The following is a 20,414-nucleotide window of genomic DNA, read 5'->3' as shown; positions in this document are numbered from 1 at the left end:
TGTCCGCCAGATACATCATGATCGCGCCGGACTCCATTAATTGAAGACCGGTCTCTTGATCGACGATCGCGGGGATGCGGTTGTTCGGTGCGATTTTTAGGAAATCAGGCGCGAATTGCTCGTCCTTGGTGATGTCGATGGCATGCACTTTGTAAGGGACGCCAAGTTCTTCGAGGAGGATCGAAACCTTGCGTCCATTTGGTGTCGTCCATGTGTAGAGATCAATCATCTAACCGCCTTTTCCATCTGATAGTTTACGTTTAACATCTTTTGTTCTTTGGTATCGGACTGCTTCACAGCAAGTGTATCCGATAGCCGGATCGTGGGAAATGAACGCATACGGTACCCACATCCTCAGCCGAGCGTTCGATGACTAGCGTCTCGGCATCGGCGTAGCGCAAGGTTCCTGCGACGGGTTGCTCGCCGCCATTCACATCTGGCTGCACAGTTACCGACTGCCCAACCGAAAGCCCCTGTGGATCATGTCGCGCGACGCCGGTCTTAGCGATCGGTTCTAAGCTCTTTGCCCGCGAAATGGCATCCTGCGGATCCATTTCGTAGCAGGTCCCATGACCAATGCCCTGGATATTGGACTCCCATCGGACAAGGTCTTTGAATTCCGACAGAAATGACGGCCCGTCGGCCCATCGGCCCCGTAAAAACCAGACCACGTGGTAGAACTGTGCGTCAATTGCTGCCGGCTTTGGACCGAGCAAGAATGCACGACCGTCAGACATTTGCGTGTTCAGCCATGACAGTGGCGCGCGCACTTGTGACACTAGATGAGGCAGGTCGGCGTTGGCTTGTTTCAACGCTGCCGCCCAATCCTCTCCGAGGTAGAGCCGCCCACGATCCGCCGCAAAATCCTTGTCCAGCTGATCGCCAGCCGCACCCAGAATATGGCGCACAGTTTGGTCGAACAGAGCCCCGTCTGTCCATCGGCTGAGACACCACATCAAGCCCTGATCTGACGTGGGCATGAAGGTCGGAGAAGGGAAACGGCGTTCAAGCTCGCGGATGATACACTGACTGTCACAGTAAATGTCTGCACCAATCTGCATGACAGGCGTGCGTCGATAACCGCCGGTCAGCGCCGTCAACATTGGTTTGGGTGGTAGGCGCGGAATTTCCACCTTGCGCCACGTAAGTCGTTTGATGCCAAGGGCAACCCGAACTTTTTCGGCAACAGGGGATTGCGGGTAGGCGTGGAAGATTACCTCGGACTTTGGATCAAACAATTTGTATTCCTTCTCGGAAGCCGGGTTCGACCATGACTTCAACCCTAGTTTGGGATTGGGTGGTCAGCTGCATGACGTCTATGACTTCGGGCAACTTGATGCAGAAAACGGGTATGGCTTCTCCTTATCTTCAGAAACCTTGCAAACGCTTAAACAGTGCCGAAGTATCCCAACGCCCCCCGCCCATTTTTTGCACGTCCTTATAGAACTGATCGACCAACGCAGTTACCGGAAGGCTGGCGCCGTTCTCGTTTGCAGCCTCAAGGCAGATGCTAAGATCTTTACGCATCCAGTCCACCGCGAATCCATGCTCAAATTGATCGTCCAGCATTGTCTCAAAGCGGTTAATCATCTGCCAGCTTCCAGCAGCGCCTTGACTGATCACCTCGACCACGTCAGCCCCAGAAAGGCCTGCTTTGCTTGCAAAGTGCAGCGCCTCTGACAATCCTTGAACCAACCCGGCGATGGCTATCTGATTAGCCATTTTGGTAAGTTGTCCCGAGCCGCTTTCGCCGATGCGGCGCACGAGCTTTGCGTAGATGTTCATGACGGGTTCGGCACGGTCAAAATCACTTTGATCGCCGCCGCACATGATAGACAGCTGGCCGTTTTCTGCGCCGGCTTGACCACCAGAAACTGGAGCATCTACAAAACTGAAACCATTGGTTTTGGCAGCGGAATACAGCTCTGCAGTTACCTTGGCAGACACTGTTGTGTGGTCTACAAACAGCGCCCCAGAATCCATCCCCGCAAACGCACCTTCCTTGCCGAAACATACCGCACGTAGATCATCATCATTGCCAACACATGCCATAATCATTTCAGCACCTTTGGCAGCTTCGGCAGGAGTTGCCGCACTACGGCCGGCGTTTTGTTTTGCCCATGCATCTGCTTTTGCGGCGGTTCGGTTGAATACCGTCACGTCGTGGCCTGCTGCGGCCAGGTGAGCAGCCATAGGGTAGCCCATTACACCAAGGCCAAGGAATGCAATTTTTGTCATGTGATGTACCCTTATAATAGTAGTTTAAAGAAGATCGCCCGGCAGTTTCCCAGCAAAAAAAGCGTCAAGATTGTCCAATGCGCGAAAGCCCATGGCATCGCGGGTCTGGCGTGTCGCGCTGCCAATGTGGGGCAGCATGAAGATATTGTTATGCGCTGCAAAAGCAGGGTTTCCACCCGGTTCGACCTGAAAACAATCAAGGCCTGCTGCAGCGATCCTGCCCGTGCCAAGGGCCGCCAGCATGGCATCCTCGTCTATTAGCACACCGCGTGCGGTATTCACAATCACAGCTCCCATGGGCAACAGGCCAAAGCGGTCTGCATTCATTAAGTTGGTTGTATCAAGCGTTGCGGGGCAGTGTAGCGAGAGAAAATCAGAAACCTCTAGCAGACTTTCCACCCTATCATGATAGGTCGCTCCTTTTGCCTGGTCAGCAGGCAACTGAGAACGGTTATAATAGTGGATTTCCATATCAAACCCACGTGCTTTGGTAGCAAAGGCGCGGCCGACACGTCCCATCCCAATAATACCAAGTCGGGCACCCGTGACCTGTTTGCCTACCATAAATGCCGGTGACCAACTATCCCATGCTCCGGTGCGCACAATTTTGTCGCCGGCGACAGCATGGCGTGCCGCACCCAGCATCAGCAGCATCGCTAGCTCTGCCGTGGCGTCCGACAGAACATCGGGTGTGTTGGTTACCGCAATGCCACGCCCCTGAAGGGCAGGCAGGTTACAATGATCTACACCAACGGAGTGGTTGGCGATGATTTTCAGACGGTCAGAAAATTGCGCGACAACTTCAGCGCTGAAATGCTCGGAGTGGCAGGGAATGATCGCATCAAACTCCGCACTAGCAGCGATCAGTTGTTCAGCGGTTCCGGGGAGATCATCATGGTTAATGACCACATCATAGTCTCTCACGGCGCGCTCTAGCGTAGCGTCAGACAGACGGCGGGTGATCCAAAGGCGTGGTTTGAGACTGACATTACTCATTTCTTACGGATACTTTCTTCGTAGAAGTCGTAAATGGCCATACAACACACCACGATGGCGATGATCATAAATGGTGCACCACCTATGAAACCAGCAAAACCGCTTGATATACTCTGAGACAAGCCCCCGACAAAAATACACAAGCTCGCCGTGCCAAACAGGGCCACAATTAATTTCGTGATGTATGACATGGTGTTTCCTTTTGTTATTCGGCTATTTCAGCAACATGGGTTTGGAGCCAGCGCGCCGTACGCAACAGCCTGTCGTCTTTTTCAGTGGGGCCAATCAGTTGCACACCAATGGGCAGCCCCGTTTCCCCGACCAGCATCGGCAGGCTAACACACGGCAGTCCCGCCAGCGTCCACAGTGTGCAAAAAATCGGATCGCCCGTTCCATTACCAAAAGTCGGGGCTTCACCTGCCGCCGAGGGCGCTATAATGGCATCGTAGTCCACAAAAAAAGCTTTAAAGAACCCTTCTGCAGAGGCTTTGACGGCCAACGCATCGTCATATTGCGTTTTGGTTATGGCGCGCGCGCGGGTAATAATCGGTTTCAGAGTGTCGCTGATCTGGTCCCAATGCGCATCGAACACCGCTGCTTGGTGCTTGGCGATTTCATATTCGTGAATAGTGGCCTGAACGGCGACAAGATCAGACAGTGTGTCCGCCGCCGTCATGCGCTCCACCGATGACCCAAGAATTTCAAGAACTGCATCAATCCCATCCAAAGCATCGCTAGACAAGCGGTCGTTGAACGGTAGATCAATCCACGCCAGTGCGGGCGTTACAGGCACGTCTGCTGCCGCCCCTTCAGACATATTAGGGCGTGGCCGCGCAAAACTCACAACGTCGCGTTGATCGTACCCACCAATAGCGTCGGTCAGCAAAGCAACATCTACGAGCGAGCGTCCAAAGCACCCGATCTGATCTAGCGACACCGACGTTTGCAAAAGCCCGTCACGCGAAATCACACCGCGCGTTGGTTTGAACCCAAAAATCCCGCAAAACGAAGCCGGTCGAATGACCGACCCATTGGTCTGGGTTCCGATCGCCAAAGGAACATGCATCGCTGCCACCGCCGCCGCCGACCCGCTTGATGATCCACCGGGGGTGTGATCGGTGTTATGTGGATTGCGCGTCTCGTTAGCATGAACAAACGCGAATTCAGTAGTCACAGTTTTACCCATGATCACAGCACCCGCCTCCCGCAGAAATTCAACAATGCGCGCTACTCGATCTGTCTGGCGACCTTCAAAGATCAAGCTACCGCGCTGAGTAGGCATTTTAGCAGTGTCGATGATGTCTTTCAGCCCAACAGGAATGCCGTGCAATGGACCCGTTGCCATCCCTGCAATGCGGATACGGTCACATTCTGCAGCTTGCGCCAATGCCGCGTCTTCATCTAGAAACGCCCATGCCTTGATCGCTCCGTCCGTTTCAGAAATCCTCGCGAGGCAGGATTTCACCAGCTCAACCGACGTTAGCCGACCCGAGGCAATGGCTACCAATGCCTCGGACGCTGTTAAGGTATACCAGTCATTTTTCACGGGATGTACGTTCCAAAGAGATAATCAGGGAACCACAGCGCGATTCCAGGAAATGCGTACATCAAGCACATCGTCAGGATCACAATCCCCAAATACGGCATTATACCACGGAAAATGTCCATCAACTCGATCTGGTTTTTCAACACTCCTTTTAGATAATAGGCCGACATGGCCATAGGTGGTGTCAGGAACGATGTTTGCAGGTTCAATGCGATCAACATCGCAAAGAAATACGGGTTCACGCCGAATACTTCGAGAAGTGGCAGAAAGATCGGTACAAATATGATCAGGATTTCAGACCATTCCAGCGGCCAACCCAACACAAAGATTATCAACTGCGCGAGGACCAAGAATTGCCATGGCTCCATATCAAGACCACCAACAAAGTCAGCAATAATGTCATGCCCACCGAGGTAAGAAAACACTGATGCAAACGTCCATGATCCGACGAACAACCAGCACACCATTGCTGTGGCTTTGGCAGTCAAGAACACACTTTCTTTCAGCTTGGTCCACGTCATCGACCGGTAAAGAATCGCCAAGACAATGCCACCAAGTGCACCCATTGCAGCCGCTTCGGCGGGGGTTGCCAGACCCCCAAGGATCGAGCCGAGAACCAGCGCGATCAACACGGTCAGCGGTACAAAAGATTTCAGTAGATCAAGATAGATTTCACGCGGCGGGGGCGGGTTTTCCATAGATGGTTTTGGGGCCAACGCAGGATTAAAATATACCCGCACGATCACGTAAACAATATACAAGCCCGCCAACAAAAGCCCCGGAAACACCGCAGCAGCATAAAGGCGTAGCGGTGACAGGTCCGCAATCGCAGCGTAAACGATCAACATGATGGAGGGCGGGATCAAAATACCAAGCGTACCACCCGCACAAATCACACCTGAGGCAAAGCTTTTATCATAGTTAGCATTGGCCATCGCAGGAAAGGCCAGCAGGCCCATCAGCGTCACAACTGCGCCTACAATACCGGAGGCCGTGGAAAACACCGCACAGGTCAACAAAGCAGCAATCGCCAGCGACCCGGGCAAATTCCGCGCGGCCATATAGAGCGAGAAAAATAGCTTATCGATAATGTTGGCGCGTTCCACCACATAGCCCATGAATAAAAACAACGGGATCGCCACAAGGATCGGATTTTCCATCACGGAATAGGTGTTCTGGTTCAGTAGGTAGAAGATATTATTATTAAAAATATCGCTGAAAACCTCAACTGATCCTTCACGATAATAGGCATAATATCCAAAGCCAACGCCCATTGCGAGCAGCGTAAAGGCAATCGGAAAACCAAACAGAACCAGAACAATAAACAGCGCCAGCATCAACAGCGCAACTTCGGGATTTGTCATCTTTTTATCTTTCTAGAAGCGCTTCGAACTATTTTTTTGTTTTCAGGAGCTAACGAGTTGATCGTTCCAAAATCAGCGTCAGTCAGCAAGTCTTCTGTCTCACGCACATCGACCAGTCGTTCGGGCCACACACCAGTGCGGAACACCATTACACAACGCAATAGTTCAGCCACACCTTGCAAGGCGAGAAGAAAACCGGCAATCGGGATAAGTGATTTAAAGAAATAAATCTGTATACTGGCGGGACTGTTAAAACTTACTTCTTTGTAACGCCAGCTGTCGGATGCGATTTCCCAGCCATACCACGCCAACGCGATCACGCCTGGAAAGAAGAAAAGTAAATACAATACAAAATCCAATGACGCTTGCACCTTCACCGGAAACAAACGGTATATCACGTCTGCGCGCACATGGTTGTCTTGAGCCAAAGCATAAGCGCCACACATCAAAAATAATGCGCCATACATCTGGATCATCATGTCAAACGCCCAGACTGTAGGTGAGTTGAGGACGTAGCGCACAAACACCTCGTAAGACACAGATAGTGTCAAGATCAGAATGCACCAGCCGAAGGCACGACCGACCCAAAGGCTTAGGCCTTCAATTGCATAGACAAATTTCATGTGTTTACTACTCTCTCCAGAGATCAATCGGGCATCCTTTGTGGCACGCGCCCAATCACATCAAGTGAGCAATATCCAGGCGCCAATGCGCCGCCTGGATATTGCTAAATCTACTCGCGCTTAAGCGAAATAGTGATCATATGCCAGTTTGTAGTCCGGCTGGTTAAGGTTCAGATACCCCATCACTTCTTTGGCATATGCCTTTTGTGATTCCATCACACGCGCAAAGAACGGATCTTCGGATGCGATGCGGTCAGCAACCTTGTCCCATGCCGCCAGCTGAGCTTCTAGAACAGCCTGCGGTGTGCGATGAACGTTCACGCCGTCTTGCTCCTGAAGCTTTATGAGGTCATCGGAATAACGCTTGGTGTTGCCCCAATAGAAGCCAGAGTTTTCAGCCATGGATGCGTTACGGATGATTGCCTGATGCTCAGTCGACAAACCGTTCCAGAGGTCTTTGTTGATAGTAACCTCAAAGCACTCCTGACTCTGATGATAGGATGCAAGCATGTAGTCTTTAGACACATCCTGCATGCCAAAATCACGGTCAGACGTTGGGTTGTTAAACTCGGCTGCATCGATCAGGCCAGATTTCATAGCTGGCTGGATTTCGCCCCCAGGAAGCTGAACAACAGACATGCCCATCTCGAGCATAACGTCCGCGGCCAGACCAACTGTGCGGTACTTTAAGCCGTTCATTTGGGACGCATCCGTAATAGGCTTAGAGAACCAACCAAGCGGTTGAGCTGGCATTGGCGAGTTGAAGAAGGACACAACGTTCAGCTGCAAGTCTTCCATCAGTTCGTCAAACAGTTCTTGACCGCCACCTGCATGGATCCAGCCAAGCATTTCCTGTGAAGACCAGCCAAAGCATGGGCCAGTGCCGAACAGGGATGCTGATTTGGACTTACCATACCAATACGCAGACACGTAGTGTGCTGCATCTAGAACGCCGCGGTGTACCGCATCTTGCATTTGGGATGTTTTAACAACTGAGTCAACGGACAGAACTTCGATGGTCAGTGAGCCGCCGGACATCTCATTCACGCGTGCAGCAAAGGATTGTGCATTCTCAAGGAAGATGCCGCCACCCCACGCAGCTTGCATCTTGATGGTTTTTCCGTGACCGTCTGCGATTGCCGGTGTTGCAAGTGCAGCAGCGCCAACTACGGCCGAGCCGCGCAGGAACTTCCTGCGGTTGATAGAATTTTTCATATAATTTCCTCCCAAGGAATTTGGTGCTGAACCGCCAAAGCGGGTTTACACTCTATTTTTCAGGCACGAACGAATGCCGCGTTTCTCAGTCATATGTCGAGTCTGCGAACGCATCTTCCTACCCCACGAGCATCCTTGACTGAAAGTCTTTAATTAACAAGCTATTCTTGTTGGCAGGGCACTAACTGAAGTTATATTTTTCGGATCAAAAATAACTTGCTATGAGGTCAAAATTTTTTGAGGTGAACTGAAATCCTGAGGCGAAAAATTGCATTAAACCTCTGAAGTTAAAGATACATATACATTAATATTAACTGACTTGAACACCGTTGGGCGCGCAGTATCAATAAGTGATGCTCCCGCTATTTCCCAAAACAAAAGTGGTAAAAAAATTAACCAAATTTTTTTTGGATCCCGTTTTTGGCTTTGCTGCACAAATCCTATGCAAAATTCACGTGATGAATCCAGCATGATAGCTGGGAGTAACGAGTGGTTGGTCCCCTTAAAGATACAATACGACATAATGGTCGTCATACAATGACAGTTTGAAGCGTCGTGGCTCACTGTCAATTTGGTTTGATCCTGAGATGGTTTGCGTACCGCCACCGAACGGCAAGCGTGGTCAACAACAGGACTTTAGTGACGCTGCTATCTAAGCCATCTCACTTTGAAAAAGTAGTTCGGGCTACGATTGCGACATACTACAGGCTTTGTGCAAAGCCTACTGCAACTCATCGGGCTGCATTGGACACTACCAGTCTTAAGCACACTTTGCCGTCGTCAATGAACGTTGAACATAAGCCCACCGCATCGCTGTGGAACTGATACACTGAACCTCTTGATTGAGAGCACAGGCACCAAAGCAGAGGGCGAAGTTGAGTGGAACGCTCGCAGACATGACGGCTCGAAACGACGTATCTGGCGCAAGATACACATACGCATTTCTGCCAGAAGCGCTCACGCGGTGATCCCACCACGCAAAAATGCAAAACCTTTGAAAATCCCTCTCGCGCATGCTGGCATGCACTGCCAGGAAGTGGACGAGCACCGGAGCCATAGCTCGTAACAACGCGGTCAGCGCAAAACAATATCTGGGCCGCACTGTGTAGCGGCGCTGAAGCGGATACCACCGACGAAGCCGCGTCGGAACCAAAATTCACTGCCTGAAACTAATGCGACAATCGCTCATGGCACGGGACTTCGACAGACAGTTTGCAGAAATCCAAATCCGTATCGCCGTGCTCAAACGCTATACTGCGCTTGGCATACCTTTCACTGAGACCATAGCCTTAATTCGTCTGGGGTCAGGAAGAGAACGTCCTACACCCGATTTTTGTAACAAAACCTTCACATGGGCTAATCCCACGAATAATTACGACAGGCGGGAACCTGTAAAGACTAATGCGATTTTTAAAATTCTCTCCCAGTTCGGAAAAATATAAAATCACGGTGACCCACGAAGCGATTGCGTCAAAGACTGTGCCATATTGCGTATCCTAACACCCACTTCGTTGGTACGACTAATAGACAATCGCGACGACAAGGCAGAAACCGAAATGGCGCAAACTGCATCTTCAGATCGTGACAGCACAACGGCCGCCACACAGCGCAAACCAGCTGCATATTCTTCATCATCAATGGCATAACTGACATTTCGGATGTGGTAGATTTCGGCCATCAGAGTCTCAAGGCTTCGATGCGAATTTCGAGTCATCGGGTGGAACCCTGCACGCTCTGCAAACCTTTCTATTTGGATATCGGACCATGTTGCCAAAATGGCTTTACCCATACCCGAACAAAAGGCCGGGACCCGCCCACCCGTGGGCGAAATCGCACGGACAATTTCACGACTTTCCACTTGAGAAATTGTGATAATTTGTTCTCCATCTAGGATACCAAGATTTGCGGTTTCCCGCGTCTCGTCACGCAGTTTTCTCAAGTACGGCAGAGACGGTGTGACAAAGTTATATTTTTGCACATAGGCCGCCCCCACAGAGTAAGCCTCTCGGCCAATATGCCAGAGCCTGCGCTCTGGATCGAAATAGGCAAAGTTCTCGATCTCAAGCGTGGTGAGAAGACGGTGCGTGGTCGAGACAGCAAGCCCAGCACCCATTGCAAGGTCACTCAAACGTTGTCCGTCATCAGAGGCTGAAAGGGCCCTAAGCAAGGTCATAGCCCGCTGAACAGATTGGACGTAGCCAACTTTTGATTTCACCGGCATTTTCCGCATCGTGAAAAAATATTTCCAGAAAACTAACATAGCACCCCATATCGGTCTAGGGCTTTGTAAAAATTTGGAGTCCAATATGTCATATGTCAAACGATCCGAACTAGAAGTGTCTGCTGATCTGGCAGCTCTTGTCGAAAATGAAATTCTGCTCGGTATTGATGCCGACACATTCTGGAACGGCTATTCCGATCTACTCAAGGATCTCGCGCCAGTAAACCGAGACTTGTTAGCGAAACGTGTTGACCTCCAGTCGCAAATCGACCGCTGGTATAAGGCACAAAGCGGTAAAGCTTTTGACGTAGCCGACGCCAACACTTTCCTAAGCAAAATTGGCTATCTTCAGCCCGCACCTGCAGCGTTTGCGATCAAAGTTGAAAACGTGGACCCCGAGATCGCAAGCGTTGCAGGTCCGCAGTTGGTTGTACCCGTCATGAACGCACGGTTTGCACTAAATGCAGCTAATGCACGATGGGGGTCACTCTATGATGCGCTCTACGGCACTGACGCAATAGAAGCAAAACATGCAGGCGAGCACTATGATGCAACACGTGGCGCGCAGGTAGTAGGGTGGGCGCGCGCCCATTTGGATAAGATTGCCCCGCTGGCAAACGGCTCTTGGACAGATGTTATGGCGCTTGAAGCGGGAGAAACGCTGACGATCAATGCTGGCGGCGAAGCGACGAAATTGGCCGATGAAAAACAATATGCAGGCTTCCGTTCGAATGGCGATGTCATGCTACGCATCAACGGTTTACTAATTGAGATTAAGATTGATCATGAGAGCGCGATTGGTGCGTCCGATCCGGCTGGCATATCAGACATTATCCTGGAAAGTGCATTGACCGCCATTCAGGACTGCGAAGACTCTGTTGCCGCTGTAGATGCTGAAGACAAATGCATTGTCTACGCGAACTGGCTGGGCCTGATGAAAGGCACGCTAACAGAGAGTTTTAATAAAGGTGGAAAAGTTGTAACCCGTCGCTTGAACGACGATGTAACCTACTCGACCCCGAACGGTGACATTGTCATCCATCCCGGCCGTGCGCTTATGTTGGTGCGCAACGTCGGTCACCTCATGACCAACGATGCGGTTATGATGGACGGTAAAGAGACACCCGAAGGCATCATGGATGCGGTGATCACCGTAGCTTGCGCGATGCATGACCTGGCCAAAACAGAGGGTCTGCGCAATTCGCGCGCCGGTTCAGTCTATGTGGTAAAGCCAAAGATGCATGGCCCCGACGAAGTCGCGTTTGCCAACACACTTTACTCACGGGTTGAGGATTTGCTCGGCCTGCCGCGCAACACTGTTAAGCTCGGCATCATGGACGAAGAGCGACGCACCTCGGCGAACCTTGCAGCTTGTATTCACGCAGTTAAAACACGCTGCGTGTTCATTAACACGGGTTTCCTCGATCGTACGGGTGATGAAATCCACACAATGATGCAGGCTGGCCCTGTTATCCCACGCGACAAAATGGCGGCCAGCCCATGGCTCGGCGCGTATGAGAACGGAAACGTGGATACAGGCTTGGCTGCTGGACTAACAGGTCAAGCACAGATCGGCAAAGGCATGTGGGCACGTCCTGACGACATGGCTGATATGCTTAAAGCAAAGATCGCTCACCCCAAGGCTGGCGCGAACACTGCGTGGGTTCCCTCGCCCACCGCTGCAACCCTGCACGCGACACATTATCACCAGGTAAATGTGTCTGAAGTTCAGAATGATCTGCGGTCGCGTGACTATGCTTCACAGAACGAATTGCTCACCCCGCCTGTTATGATTGGCCACAATATCTCTGACGAGTATGTGGCCCGCGAGTTAGATAACGCCTGCCAATCCATTCTAGGTTATGTGGTGCGTTGGGTTGATCAGGGTATTGGCTGTTCAAAAGTACCAGACATCGACGATGTCGCGCTGATGGAGGACCGCGCAACTCTGCGGATTTCGTCCCAATACCTCGCCAACTGGCTCGAGCATGGCATCTGCACTATTGATCAAGTCGAAGCCTCCTTCCGCCGCATGGCACCTAAAGTTGACGCACAAAACACGGGCGATGCGGCTTACAAACCAATGGCACCATCGTTTGATGGTGAGGCTTTCAACGCCGCGCGTTCTTTGGTGTTCGAAGGGATTTCGCAGCCATCAGGTTACACAGAACCGCTCCTTTACAAGGCACGCTTGCGTGTCAAACAAGCGGTAAAGTAATAGAATAAAGGACTAAATGTCATGCAAATCATCAAACGACTGGACATTAATGACGCGCGCATCCTGCTTGAGGGTGCGAGGTCCAAAGCGCGCGAAATTAACGTACCCATGTGCATCGCTATAACTGACGAAGGAGGTAATCTAGTTGCTTTTGAACGCATGGATGGGGGCAAGGTGACATCAATCACTATCGCAATCGACAAAAGCTTTACCGCGTCGGCAGCGAAAAAGGCTACTCATGATTATGGTTCGATCAGCCAACCAGGTGGCCCGACATATGGAATAGACTCCGCAATTGGGGGCCGTCTGATGGTCGTCGGTGGCGGTTTACCTGTTATCGTGGATGGCGATGTCGTTGGCGGAATTGGCGTATCATCCGGCACACCTGCGCAGGATCTTGAAGTCGCACAGACGGGGATTAGTCACTTCCTCGATACCCTCAAACGTCAACCCCTCTGACGGCTAAGTAGAGCGGTCATAGTTATCATAAAGCTACGGGAAAAACCAAGAAACGGGCACTCTAAAATGCCGCTTGCAACATAAAAAACAAGCCGCATAATCAATAACACAAAGGATTGAAAGCCCGAATGCTCAAACAGCTCGGGTGTCTCATTTTACATAATGATAGGCACGCAACTTTAAAGTGCCAAAAGAAAGAGAGAGCCATGTCTTTGCCCGCGCTGGACGCAAGCACGGTGATAGAGCCAATCCGCCAGCTGTATGCTGCGGGGGGCAAGGGCGTGCTCTGTGTGACCACCCATGTTGACGGCCCGTCTTATCGCCCGCTCGGCGCGATGATGGCCGTGCTCGCAAACGGGCGGCGTATTGGCACGCTCTCCTCGGGCTGTGTCGAGGCCGATATCGCGCTCCACGCGGCCAAAGCGCTGGAAAACGGCGCGCCCTATCGGGTCCGCTACGGGAAAGGCTCGCCTTTTGCCGATATCGTGCTGCCCTGTGGCGGCGGGCTTGAAATATTGCTGCTGCCGCAACCTGATGTGAGCGTGCTAGACGCACTCTTAAGCCATCACGCCGCGCGTCAAACCTGTGTTTTGGAAGTGGATCAACGCAGTGGCATACTCTGCGCTGTGGCAGAGGGGGAAACAGAATTGACGGGCGATATCTTCAGCGTCAAAATCAAACCTGAGATTTGCTTTTTTATCTTTGGCAAAGGCCCCGAAACCGCAACATTTGCAGGGCTTGCTCAAGCGGCGGGCTATGCCAATCTTGTGCTCTCCCCCGATACAGAAACGCTTGAGGCCGTGGCGCGAGCGGGCTGCGCCACGCAGCACCTGACCCACGCACACTGCCCTAAAGACCTGCCAATTGATGCGCACAGCGCTGTTGTGCTGTTTTTTCATGACCATGAATGGGAGCCGCCCATTCTGGCCCAGGCCCTGACGACAGAGGCCTTTTATATTGGCGCTCAAGGCAGCATCCGCGCCGCCGAAATGCGGCGCATGGAGCTTGTGAGACTCGGAACCAAGGGAACCGCACTGGCGCGCCTCCACGGTCCCATCGGCCTTGTCCCCTCCGCCCGCGATGCCCGTATACTCGCAGTCAGCGTTCTTGCCGAAGTGCTGAGTATGTGAGCCGTTGGTGAGCAAGCAATAAAAAAAAGAGGCCCTGCAAAACGGGCAGAGCCTCTTTTCAATAGTTCTGAGGCCACTACGCAGCCGCAGTTACGGCTCTTTGCGTCATGACTTTGACCAGATGCGCACGATACTCTGAAGAGCCGTGTAAATCTGAGATCATATCATCTGCCCCAAGAGCTAGTCCTCCGAGTGCGGCGGCAGAGAATTCAGCTGATAAAGCAGCTTCGGCCTCTTTCCAGCGGAAAACGCCTTTGTTTGACGCCCCTGTCACTGCCACACGCACGCCATCAGTCGTTTTGGCAACAAAAACCCCAACCATTGCAAACCTTGAGGCTGGTTGAACAAATTTTTGATAATTTGCCTTCTCAGGGATGGGAAATTTTACGGCAGTTACAATTTCGCCTTCGTCCAAAGCCGTTTCAAACATTCCCTGGAAAAAGTCATCTGCCGAAATTTCGCGCGTATTTGTCACAATCGTTGCACCAGCCCCCAAGGCGGCCGCAGGGTAGCAAGCCGCCGGATCGTTGTTTGCGATCGAGCCTCCAATTGTGCCACGGTTCCGCACGGCAGGGTCGCCAATATGCGCGGCCAGATCCGACAGGGCCTTGAAGGTTCCGTCTGAGGCCACGTCGGCATGACAGGTTGCGCCGCCAATGGTGAGAACACCGTCAGAAGAGCACAGGCCCTTCAGTTCGGTAATCTCGCTGAGCGAAACCAGCTTGGAAGGGCTTGCAAGCCGCGCCTTAAGTGTCGGAATCAGCGTTTGCCCGCCGCTCAAAGCCTGCGCGTCCTCAGTAAGCGCTGCGACAGCCTCCGCAAGTGTTTTAGGGCGCTCTATGTCAAATGCATACATTTGCTTTTTCCTCTCAAGCGTTTTGCATAGCCATCCACACCCGGTGAGGTGTAACAGGCATATCAATATGGGTTACGTTTTTGCCACCAGATTGCATGGCATCAATCACCGCGTTGATGACTGTGGGCGGGGAGCCGATTGCGCCAGCTTCACCACAGCCCTTTACACCCAAAGGATTGTGGGTGCAGGGCGTACCCTGACTGTGATCTACCTTGAAAAATGGTAGGTCGTCCGCGCGCGGCATTGTGTAATCCATATAGGACGCACTTAACAGCTGACCGTCTTCATCATAGGTAGTGTTTTCCAGCAGCGCTTGGCCAATACCTTGTCCAAGCCCACCATGGACTTGCCCTGTCACAATCATCGGATTGATCACATTGCCAAAGTCGTCAACTGCGGCAAAACGGTCAACACGAACTTTGCCTGTTTCTGGGTCAAGCTCGACTTCACAGCAATAGGCCCCGGAGGGGTATGTGAAGTTGGCAGGGTCATAAAACGCAGTTTCCTCCAGACCGGGTTCAATTTGTTCAAGAGGGAAGTCATGAGGAATATAGGCTTTTAAGGCGACTTCTCCGAACGGCACCGACTTATTGGTTCCGATGGCAGAAAAGACTCCATCCTCAAAGCTGATGTCCTTATCGGTGACTTCTAGCATATGAGCCGCAATCTTTTTGGCCTTTGTGATGACTTTTTCAGTGGCGCGCACAACCGCCGATCCACAAACCGCAAGAGAACGCGACCCATATGTGCCCATTCCAAACGGAATTTTGGAGGTGTCGCCGTGTACGATATCAATGCTCGCGGCATCAATACCCAGCATATCGGCAACCACTTGGGGAAAGGCTGTTTCGTGGCCTTGCCCGTGACTATGAGCTCCAACCATGACGGAGATATTGCCTGTCGCGTTGACCCGCACAGTCGCTGCATCATAAAGGCCAACGCGTGATCCAAGGACACCCACAAGATTTGAAGGCGCAATGCCACAAGCCTCGATATAGGCATTTACACCCAATCCACGCAAAAGCCCTTTGGCCTCAGACGCTTTGCGACGGTCTGCGAACCCCGCAAGATCGCCAACCGCTTCCATTTTGTCCATCAACGCGTCGTAATTGCCGCTGTCATACTCAAGACCTGCTGCTGAAGCATATGGGTATTGGTCTGGTTTTATAAAGTTTTTACGGCGCAAAGCGATCGGATCCATGCCCATTTCACGGGCAGCCATATCAATCACTCGCTCTAGAGAATAAGTGGCCTCGGGGCGGCCAGCACCTCGGTATGCATCCACCGGTGCCGTATTGGTAAACACGGCTTTCACGTTTACATAAACGTTAGGCACTGTGTAGTTACCGGCCATGAGCGTGCCATGCAAAAACGTTGGCGTGGCTGTCGAAAAGTTCGACAAATAAGCGCCCACATTGGCCAAAGTCTCTGTGCGGAACGCCAGAAAATTACCGTCCTTATCAAGCGCAAGTTCAATTGTCGTTACATGGTCCCTCCCATGCGCATCAGTAAGGAAGGCTTCCGTCCGGTCTGCCGTCCAAGTTACGGGGCGATTCAGTTTTTTCGCCGCTGCCAAGACCAGGGCTTCCTCACCATAGTGATATATTTTTGAGCCAAAGCCACCACCAACATCGGGCGCAATCACGGTGAGCTTGTTTTCGGGAATGCCCAAAACAAACGCCGAAATAAGCAGGCGGGTTAGATGTGGGTTTTGGCTGGTGGTGTGTAGGATATACTCATCATTGCCCCGGTGATATTCGGCGCGCGAACTGCGTGGCTCCATTGCGTTTGGCACCAGACGGTTATTCACCAATTCAAGTCGCGTAACATGATGCGCGCTCTTGATTGCGGCATCAGTTGCCGCACGGTTGTCTTCGATCCAACCCCAGTCAAAGCATTGGTTGGTGCCGATTTCGTCATGCACAAGGCTATTGGCGCTTAAAGCATCTTTCATGTTTACGACAGCAGGGAGCTCTTCAATATCCGCCTCGATAGCTTCAATTGCGTCCATCGCCTGCTCTTTGGTTTCGGCAATAACGGCGGCATAAGCATCGCCCACGTGGCGCACTTTACCGTGGGCCAGAACGGGGCGCTTTGGCTCGTGCATTGGTGTGCCATCTCGCGAGTTGATGAGCCAACCGGCAGGGTTTCCACCAACTTCTGTGAAGTCATCACCTGTAAAAATTGCGAGAACACCAGGCATGGTGGACGCATGGCTGATGTCAATGTTTTTAATAACGCCATTTGCCACATTCGAACGGGCAAACATGGCCACTGCTTCACCAGAAGCCTGAATATCATCCGTGTAACGTCCCGCGCCAGTCAAGAACCGAACGTCTTCTCGACGCACTGTTGCTGCGCCAATTCCATCATCTTTGGGCATAATATATCCCCCCTCTAAAGTTGTTATTCGGCTGCGATGCTGGAAACGTCTTGTCCAGACGCCGCAAGCACCGCTTTGACGATATTGTGATAGCCTGTGCAGCGGCAGATATTGCCCTCCAGATACGCCCGCACTTCTGCTTCACTGGGCTTCGGATTTTCCTTCAACAGGGCCGCCGTTGTCATCACCATCCCCGGTGTGCAAAAGCCACATTGCAGCCCGTGGTGGTCTTGAAACGCTTGCTGAATAACATTGAGCGACCCGTCTTCATTGGCCTGCCCCTCAATTGTTGACACATCCGCGCCGTCGGCTTCTGCAGCAAACATTGTGCAGGACTTAATAGCCCGACCGTTTACATGGACCAAGCAAGCACCACATTGTGAAGTGTCACAGCCAATGTGTGTTCCGGTCAGCCTCAGATCTTCGCGCAAAAAAGCGGAGAGCAGGGTATTGCCCCCGACATCACGAGAAACAGACACCCCATTCACGCTCATTGTTACTTTCGTCATCACATTCCTCCCATCAAATCTTTTTATAAAATTATCTCAGCCTCTTAGCCGTTTGAACCAGCCTTTTTTCTTGGTATCTCCAACACTATGATCACTCTCACTATCCCCAGCCTCCGTGTCGTCAGACGGGTCGGGCTCGCCAACGGCGCTTGAGAAATTTTCAAAAAATTGATCCGCCATCTTCTTGGCAAAACCGTCAATAATACGGCTGCCCAATTGTGCCAGTTTCCCCCCGACTTTGGCTTCTACATCATAGTGTAAAACTGTTGTTTCATCGACAAGTTCAAGGCGCACATCTGCGCTGCCCTTGGCAAAGCCTGCTGCGCCGCCCTTGCCTTCGCCCGTAAGCGTCAAGCTTTTGAGTTTGATCATGTCACTTAGCACCACACTGCCCTTGAATGTGGCTTTGACGGGGCCAACCTTTTGAACAACTGTGGCCTCATATCCGTCTTCGGCAGATCCACTTATCTCAGTGCATCCTGGCACAGATGCTTTCAATACATCTGGGTCAAGCAGTGCAGTCCAAACGGTATCGATATCAGCCATAATAACCTGACGGCCGTTTAACTTCATTATGCATCCTCTTATTCAGGTATTAAGGTTAGGCAGACCAGCTGTATGTGTCAAATACAACCGGACCTTACTATCGATTATGGCTATGGGTGAACTTGTGTCATGGCTTAATTGACGAATGTGCCAAGGAGTGATCTGGTGAATTAGGTAACGCGCTGAGATTTATCAAATCAAAACATAACTCTGAAAATGGTTTCAACAACCCGCCTCACTGGACAACTGCAGTATGACACACATTGTATAGTAGACGACCAGTTTGGAGTTTATCGTCGAGAGGGCAACAAGCTGCCCAGAAAGTACACAGCTGCTCGACCCTCGTCATTAGATTAATAGCTTCGGGTGTGACGACAAACAAAGACACGTTGTCGCCTGCGGGCGCGTGCGTGCCATGACCAATCGCTGGAAACAAGCAGATGTAACGCTAGATTCGAAGATATGACGCCAAATTGTCTCGCTGAATGTCTCGCTGAAAAACAGAGAGCTCAGAAATAATAGCGCTAAGCCCCTGATTTAATGGCGATCCCGGAAGGACTCGAACCCTCAACCTGCTGATTAGAAGTCAGCTGCTCTATCCAGTTGAGCTACAGGACCGCATGGGCCCGTATTGCGCAAAGCGCAGGCCAAAGGCAAGGCCTCAGGCGGCTTCCGCCGTGAGTCGGGCCAAGAATTTCTGCTCAGGGCTGAAAAATTCACGTAAAATCGCCCCTTCATGCTGCTTTAGAACAGGCCGAGCAGTCTCTCCATAGCCCGCTCCACCCCCGCAGTTCAAAATCAAAATCTCCATCACTTCCCGCCGTGCCTCTTCTTCAAGGCTGTTAAGTCCAATCTCTCCAGGGAAAAAGCTCTCACTCTCGCATCCACTCGAGAACACGATTTCATGCTTGTCAAAGAGGATGTGATGATACGTAATTTCCCCCAAGGGTTCGCGTACGATCGTCTGTCCGTTGAGCAGGAATTGTGCAGCACAAAGCACTTCTTGCTGCCCCGTGATGATCTCAACCACGGGGTCATTTAGCAAAATACGGTGATTTGGGGAGACCAACACATCCCTTTGGGGCACACCTGATCCCAAGCAATTCTTGCGCAAACGCACAGGCTGAAAGGCTTTGTCAGCAGGATCGTGAAGCCTGATATGGCGCTTTCCAGCCCAGCGAAGAGGTTGAAAACCACTGTCACGGGTCAAAACACGATCTCCCGCGCGCAGGAGATCTACGGGCCGCGCGCCCTCAGGCGTCTCAATCAGCGTCCCAGCTGCAAAACACGGCGGCTCATCAAGCCCGTTGATCGTGATCGTAATTGTCGTATTGCCAGCCGCCGAGACGACTGTGAAAACCTCCGTCAGCGTATCACCCGTATTGAGCGCCTGAAGCGTTCCATTAGCGTTGGTCGCCGTATAGGTCCAGACACCGTTTGTATCGATCGTGAGCGCACTTCCATAGAGGCCAGTGATGGTTTGCGCCGTCCATTGGCCCGCGTCCGAACCAAAAAGGTAGTCCGCATCCCCAGTCGAGGTCAGCAGTCCACTGCCTGAAACACTCGTGTCCTCCGTGACACTGCCGGTGCCTGCCAACGGGATACCCACTTAAAATCCCTCCGCTAGCGACGTATCAGCATCGACAAAATAGGCTTTCACACGCTGCTTGCGGTTGTTCGCATCCCCCCGCACGATCTTGCGCACCTGCCCATCGGGCCCCAAACGCGCAAAGAAAAACGGGCCGTCAGGCGGCTGCCGCGCGATGTGACGCGCAATCAGTGTTCCGTGATTGAAAGGCGCAAGAATATCAAGAAACCAAAGGTTTTTTCCACTCGTCCATTCAGATGCTTGCGGCGGCTTACGATCAAACACCATCCGCTCACTGACTTCGTCTGACAAGCGCGCCCAAATCAGCGCCGCACAAATTTGTCCCGCATCATTCTTAAAAAAAACGCACACAGTCATTGTTGATTGCGGGAATAAAGAGCTCTGCCAATGCACCGCCCTGATAGCTGCGGTGAAGCGGGCAAAAGGACGCCAAAAAGCTCAGCCACCCAAGCGCGCTGATCTGCTTTTCCATAGCTTCATATTGACACTCGCCCAGCTGCC

The 20,414-nt window shown here is 51.9% G+C and carries 19 protein-coding genes, 1 tRNA gene and 1 pseudogene; 4 read left to right on the top strand and 17 right to left on the bottom strand.

The window, feature by feature from the left end; genetic code table 11:
* From P8O11_RS10700 to P8O11_RS10660, 9 genes are all read right to left on the bottom strand, one after another.
* The coding region (locus P8O11_RS10700; RefSeq protein WP_300294094.1) for a glutathione S-transferase N-terminal domain-containing protein at nucleotides 1-229 on the bottom strand (229 nt) is incomplete at its 3' end.
* A gap of 64 nt (nucleotides 230-293) precedes the next feature.
* Nucleotides 294-1,238, bottom strand: a complete 945-nt coding sequence (locus P8O11_RS10695) for a glutathione S-transferase family protein (RefSeq protein WP_300294093.1) — start codon at nucleotides 1,236-1,238, stop codon at nucleotides 294-296.
* Between the two features lie 130 nt (nucleotides 1,239-1,368).
* Nucleotides 1,369-2,238 carry an NAD(P)-dependent oxidoreductase gene (locus P8O11_RS10690; RefSeq protein WP_300294092.1) on the bottom strand — a complete coding sequence of 290 codons (870 nt, stop codon included), beginning with the start codon at nucleotides 2,236-2,238 and terminating at the stop codon, nucleotides 1,369-1,371.
* Nucleotides 2,239-2,262: 24 nt separating this feature from the next.
* A complete protein-coding gene (locus P8O11_RS10685) occupies nucleotides 2,263-3,234 on the bottom strand; it encodes a D-glycerate dehydrogenase (RefSeq protein WP_300294091.1) in 972 nt (323 codons plus the stop codon).
* The gene (locus P8O11_RS10680; protein WP_300294090.1) at nucleotides 3,231-3,425 is read right to left on the bottom strand and encodes a hypothetical protein; all 195 of its coding nucleotides are present in this window, start codon (nucleotides 3,423-3,425) and stop codon (nucleotides 3,231-3,233) included. The genes P8O11_RS10685 and P8O11_RS10680 overlap by 4 nt, the downstream gene beginning before the upstream one ends.
* A gap of 14 nt (nucleotides 3,426-3,439) precedes the next feature.
* The gene (locus P8O11_RS10675) at nucleotides 3,440-4,780 is read right to left on the bottom strand and encodes an amidase (RefSeq protein ID WP_300294089.1); all 1,341 of its coding nucleotides are present in this window, start codon (nucleotides 4,778-4,780) and stop codon (nucleotides 3,440-3,442) included.
* The gene (locus P8O11_RS10670) at nucleotides 4,777-6,144 is read right to left on the bottom strand and encodes a TRAP transporter large permease subunit (protein WP_300294088.1); all 1,368 of its coding nucleotides are present in this window, start codon (nucleotides 6,142-6,144) and stop codon (nucleotides 4,777-4,779) included. The genes P8O11_RS10675 and P8O11_RS10670 overlap by 4 nt, the downstream gene beginning before the upstream one ends.
* The gene (locus P8O11_RS10665; RefSeq protein WP_300294087.1) at nucleotides 6,141-6,767 is read right to left on the bottom strand and encodes a TRAP transporter small permease subunit; all 627 of its coding nucleotides are present in this window, start codon (nucleotides 6,765-6,767) and stop codon (nucleotides 6,141-6,143) included. The genes P8O11_RS10670 and P8O11_RS10665 overlap by 4 nt, the downstream gene beginning before the upstream one ends.
* Before the next feature lie 120 nt (nucleotides 6,768-6,887).
* Nucleotides 6,888-7,982 (bottom strand): TRAP transporter substrate-binding protein, encoded by a 1,095-nt coding sequence (locus P8O11_RS10660; protein ID WP_300294086.1) that lies wholly within the window; start codon nucleotides 7,980-7,982, stop codon nucleotides 6,888-6,890.
* A 545-nt stretch (nucleotides 7,983-8,527) separates the two neighbouring features.
* Between P8O11_RS10660 and P8O11_RS10655 the strand changes: the two are divergent.
* Nucleotides 8,528-9,268 (top strand): annotated as a pseudogene (locus P8O11_RS10655) (transposase); the annotation flags it as partial.
* A 158-nt stretch (nucleotides 9,269-9,426) separates the two neighbouring features.
* On the opposite strand, the gene P8O11_RS10650 reads toward P8O11_RS10655, so the two are convergent.
* A complete protein-coding gene (locus P8O11_RS10650; protein WP_300294085.1) occupies nucleotides 9,427-10,203 on the bottom strand; it encodes an IclR family transcriptional regulator in 777 nt (258 codons plus the stop codon).
* 85 nt (nucleotides 10,204-10,288) lie between these two features.
* On the opposite strand from P8O11_RS10650, the gene P8O11_RS10645 reads away from it, so the two are divergent.
* The 3 genes from P8O11_RS10645 (at nucleotide 10,289) to P8O11_RS10635 (ending at nucleotide 14,010) form a co-directional block, all read left to right on the top strand.
* Nucleotides 10,289-12,421: a malate synthase G gene (locus P8O11_RS10645; protein WP_300294084.1), complete on the top strand. Its 2,133-nt coding sequence runs from the start codon at nucleotides 10,289-10,291 to the stop codon at nucleotides 12,419-12,421.
* A 21-nt stretch (nucleotides 12,422-12,442) separates the two neighbouring features.
* Nucleotides 12,443-12,880 (top strand): heme-binding protein, encoded by a 438-nt coding sequence (locus P8O11_RS10640; RefSeq protein ID WP_300294083.1) that lies wholly within the window; start codon nucleotides 12,443-12,445, stop codon nucleotides 12,878-12,880.
* Between the two features lie 206 nt (nucleotides 12,881-13,086).
* Complete coding sequence (locus tag P8O11_RS10635; protein WP_300294082.1) at nucleotides 13,087-14,010, top strand: XdhC family protein; 924 nt, start codon at nucleotides 13,087-13,089, stop codon at nucleotides 14,008-14,010.
* 76 nt (nucleotides 14,011-14,086) lie between these two features.
* Here the strand turns inward: P8O11_RS10635 and P8O11_RS10630 are convergent, their stop codons facing one another.
* The 7 genes from P8O11_RS10630 to P8O11_RS10600 all read right to left on the bottom strand — a co-directional run bounded on the left by P8O11_RS10630 (nucleotide 14,087) and on the right by P8O11_RS10600 (nucleotide 20,306).
* Nucleotides 14,087-14,866: a xanthine dehydrogenase family protein subunit M gene (locus tag P8O11_RS10630; protein ID WP_300294081.1), complete on the bottom strand. Its 780-nt coding sequence runs from the start codon at nucleotides 14,864-14,866 to the stop codon at nucleotides 14,087-14,089.
* 13 nt (nucleotides 14,867-14,879) lie between these two features.
* On the bottom strand, nucleotides 14,880-17,249 hold the full coding sequence (locus P8O11_RS10625) for a xanthine dehydrogenase family protein molybdopterin-binding subunit (RefSeq protein ID WP_300294080.1): 2,370 nt from the start codon (nucleotides 17,247-17,249) through the stop codon (nucleotides 14,880-14,882).
* Between the two features lie 23 nt (nucleotides 17,250-17,272).
* Nucleotides 17,273-17,758 (bottom strand): (2Fe-2S)-binding protein, encoded by a 486-nt coding sequence (locus P8O11_RS10620; protein ID WP_089887917.1) that lies wholly within the window; start codon nucleotides 17,756-17,758, stop codon nucleotides 17,273-17,275.
* Nucleotides 17,759-17,794: 36 nt separating this feature from the next.
* The gene (locus tag P8O11_RS10615; protein ID WP_300294078.1) at nucleotides 17,795-18,331 is read right to left on the bottom strand and encodes a CoxG family protein; all 537 of its coding nucleotides are present in this window, start codon (nucleotides 18,329-18,331) and stop codon (nucleotides 17,795-17,797) included.
* Nucleotides 18,332-18,845: 514 nt separating this feature from the next.
* Nucleotides 18,846-18,922 (bottom strand) — tRNA-Arg (locus tag P8O11_RS10610).
* A 43-nt stretch (nucleotides 18,923-18,965) separates the two neighbouring features.
* On the bottom strand, nucleotides 18,966-19,913 hold the full coding sequence (locus P8O11_RS10605) for a Hint domain-containing protein (RefSeq protein WP_300294077.1): 948 nt from the start codon (nucleotides 19,911-19,913) through the stop codon (nucleotides 18,966-18,968).
* A complete protein-coding gene (locus P8O11_RS10600) occupies nucleotides 19,914-20,306 on the bottom strand; it encodes a toxin-activating lysine-acyltransferase (protein WP_300294076.1) in 393 nt (130 codons plus the stop codon).
* Nucleotides 20,307-20,414: the final 108 nt, after the last annotated feature.

The organism is Lentibacter sp., from assembly GCF_029254145.1.
In the GTDB taxonomy this organism is placed as follows: Bacteria; Pseudomonadota; Alphaproteobacteria; order Rhodobacterales; family Rhodobacteraceae; genus Lentibacter.
Note: the sequence above shows the minus strand (reverse complement) of the source record. Positions and strands in the feature narration are given on the sequence as shown.

Bases quoted from the DNA above. Each gene is read 5' to 3' on its own strand.
- P8O11_RS10635 (WP_300294082.1), top strand. From the start codon at position 13,087: ATGTCTTTGCCCGCGCTGGACGCAAGCACGGTGATAGAGCCAATCCGC.
- P8O11_RS10620 (WP_089887917.1), bottom strand. From the start codon at position 17,758: ATGACGAAAGTAACAATGAGCGTGAATGGGGTGTCTGTTTCTCGTGAT.
- P8O11_RS10670 (WP_300294088.1), bottom strand. From the start codon at position 6,144: ATGACAAATCCCGAAGTTGCGCTGTTGATGCTGGCGCTGTTTATTGTT.
- P8O11_RS10680 (WP_300294090.1), bottom strand. From the start codon at position 3,425: ATGTCATACATCACGAAATTAATTGTGGCCCTGTTTGGCACGGCGAGC.
- P8O11_RS10690 (WP_300294092.1), bottom strand. From the start codon at position 2,238: ATGACAAAAATTGCATTCCTTGGCCTTGGTGTAATGGGCTACCCTATG.
- P8O11_RS10625 (WP_300294080.1), bottom strand. From the start codon at position 17,249: ATGCCCAAAGATGATGGAATTGGCGCAGCAACAGTGCGTCGAGAAGAC.
- P8O11_RS10645 (WP_300294084.1), top strand. From the start codon at position 10,289: ATGTCATATGTCAAACGATCCGAACTAGAAGTGTCTGCTGATCTGGCA.
- P8O11_RS10665 (WP_300294087.1), bottom strand. From the start codon at position 6,767: ATGAAATTTGTCTATGCAATTGAAGGCCTAAGCCTTTGGGTCGGTCGT.
- P8O11_RS10630 (WP_300294081.1), bottom strand. From the start codon at position 14,866: ATGTATGCATTTGACATAGAGCGCCCTAAAACACTTGCGGAGGCTGTC.
- P8O11_RS10685 (WP_300294091.1), bottom strand. From the start codon at position 3,234: ATGAGTAATGTCAGTCTCAAACCACGCCTTTGGATCACCCGCCGTCTG.
- P8O11_RS10660 (WP_300294086.1), bottom strand. From the start codon at position 7,982: ATGAAAAATTCTATCAACCGCAGGAAGTTCCTGCGCGGCTCGGCCGTA.
- P8O11_RS10615 (WP_300294078.1), bottom strand. From the start codon at position 18,331: ATGAAGTTAAACGGCCGTCAGGTTATTATGGCTGATATCGATACCGTT.
- P8O11_RS10650 (WP_300294085.1), bottom strand. From the start codon at position 10,203: ATGCCGGTGAAATCAAAAGTTGGCTACGTCCAATCTGTTCAGCGGGCT.
- P8O11_RS10640 (WP_300294083.1), top strand. From the start codon at position 12,443: ATGCAAATCATCAAACGACTGGACATTAATGACGCGCGCATCCTGCTT.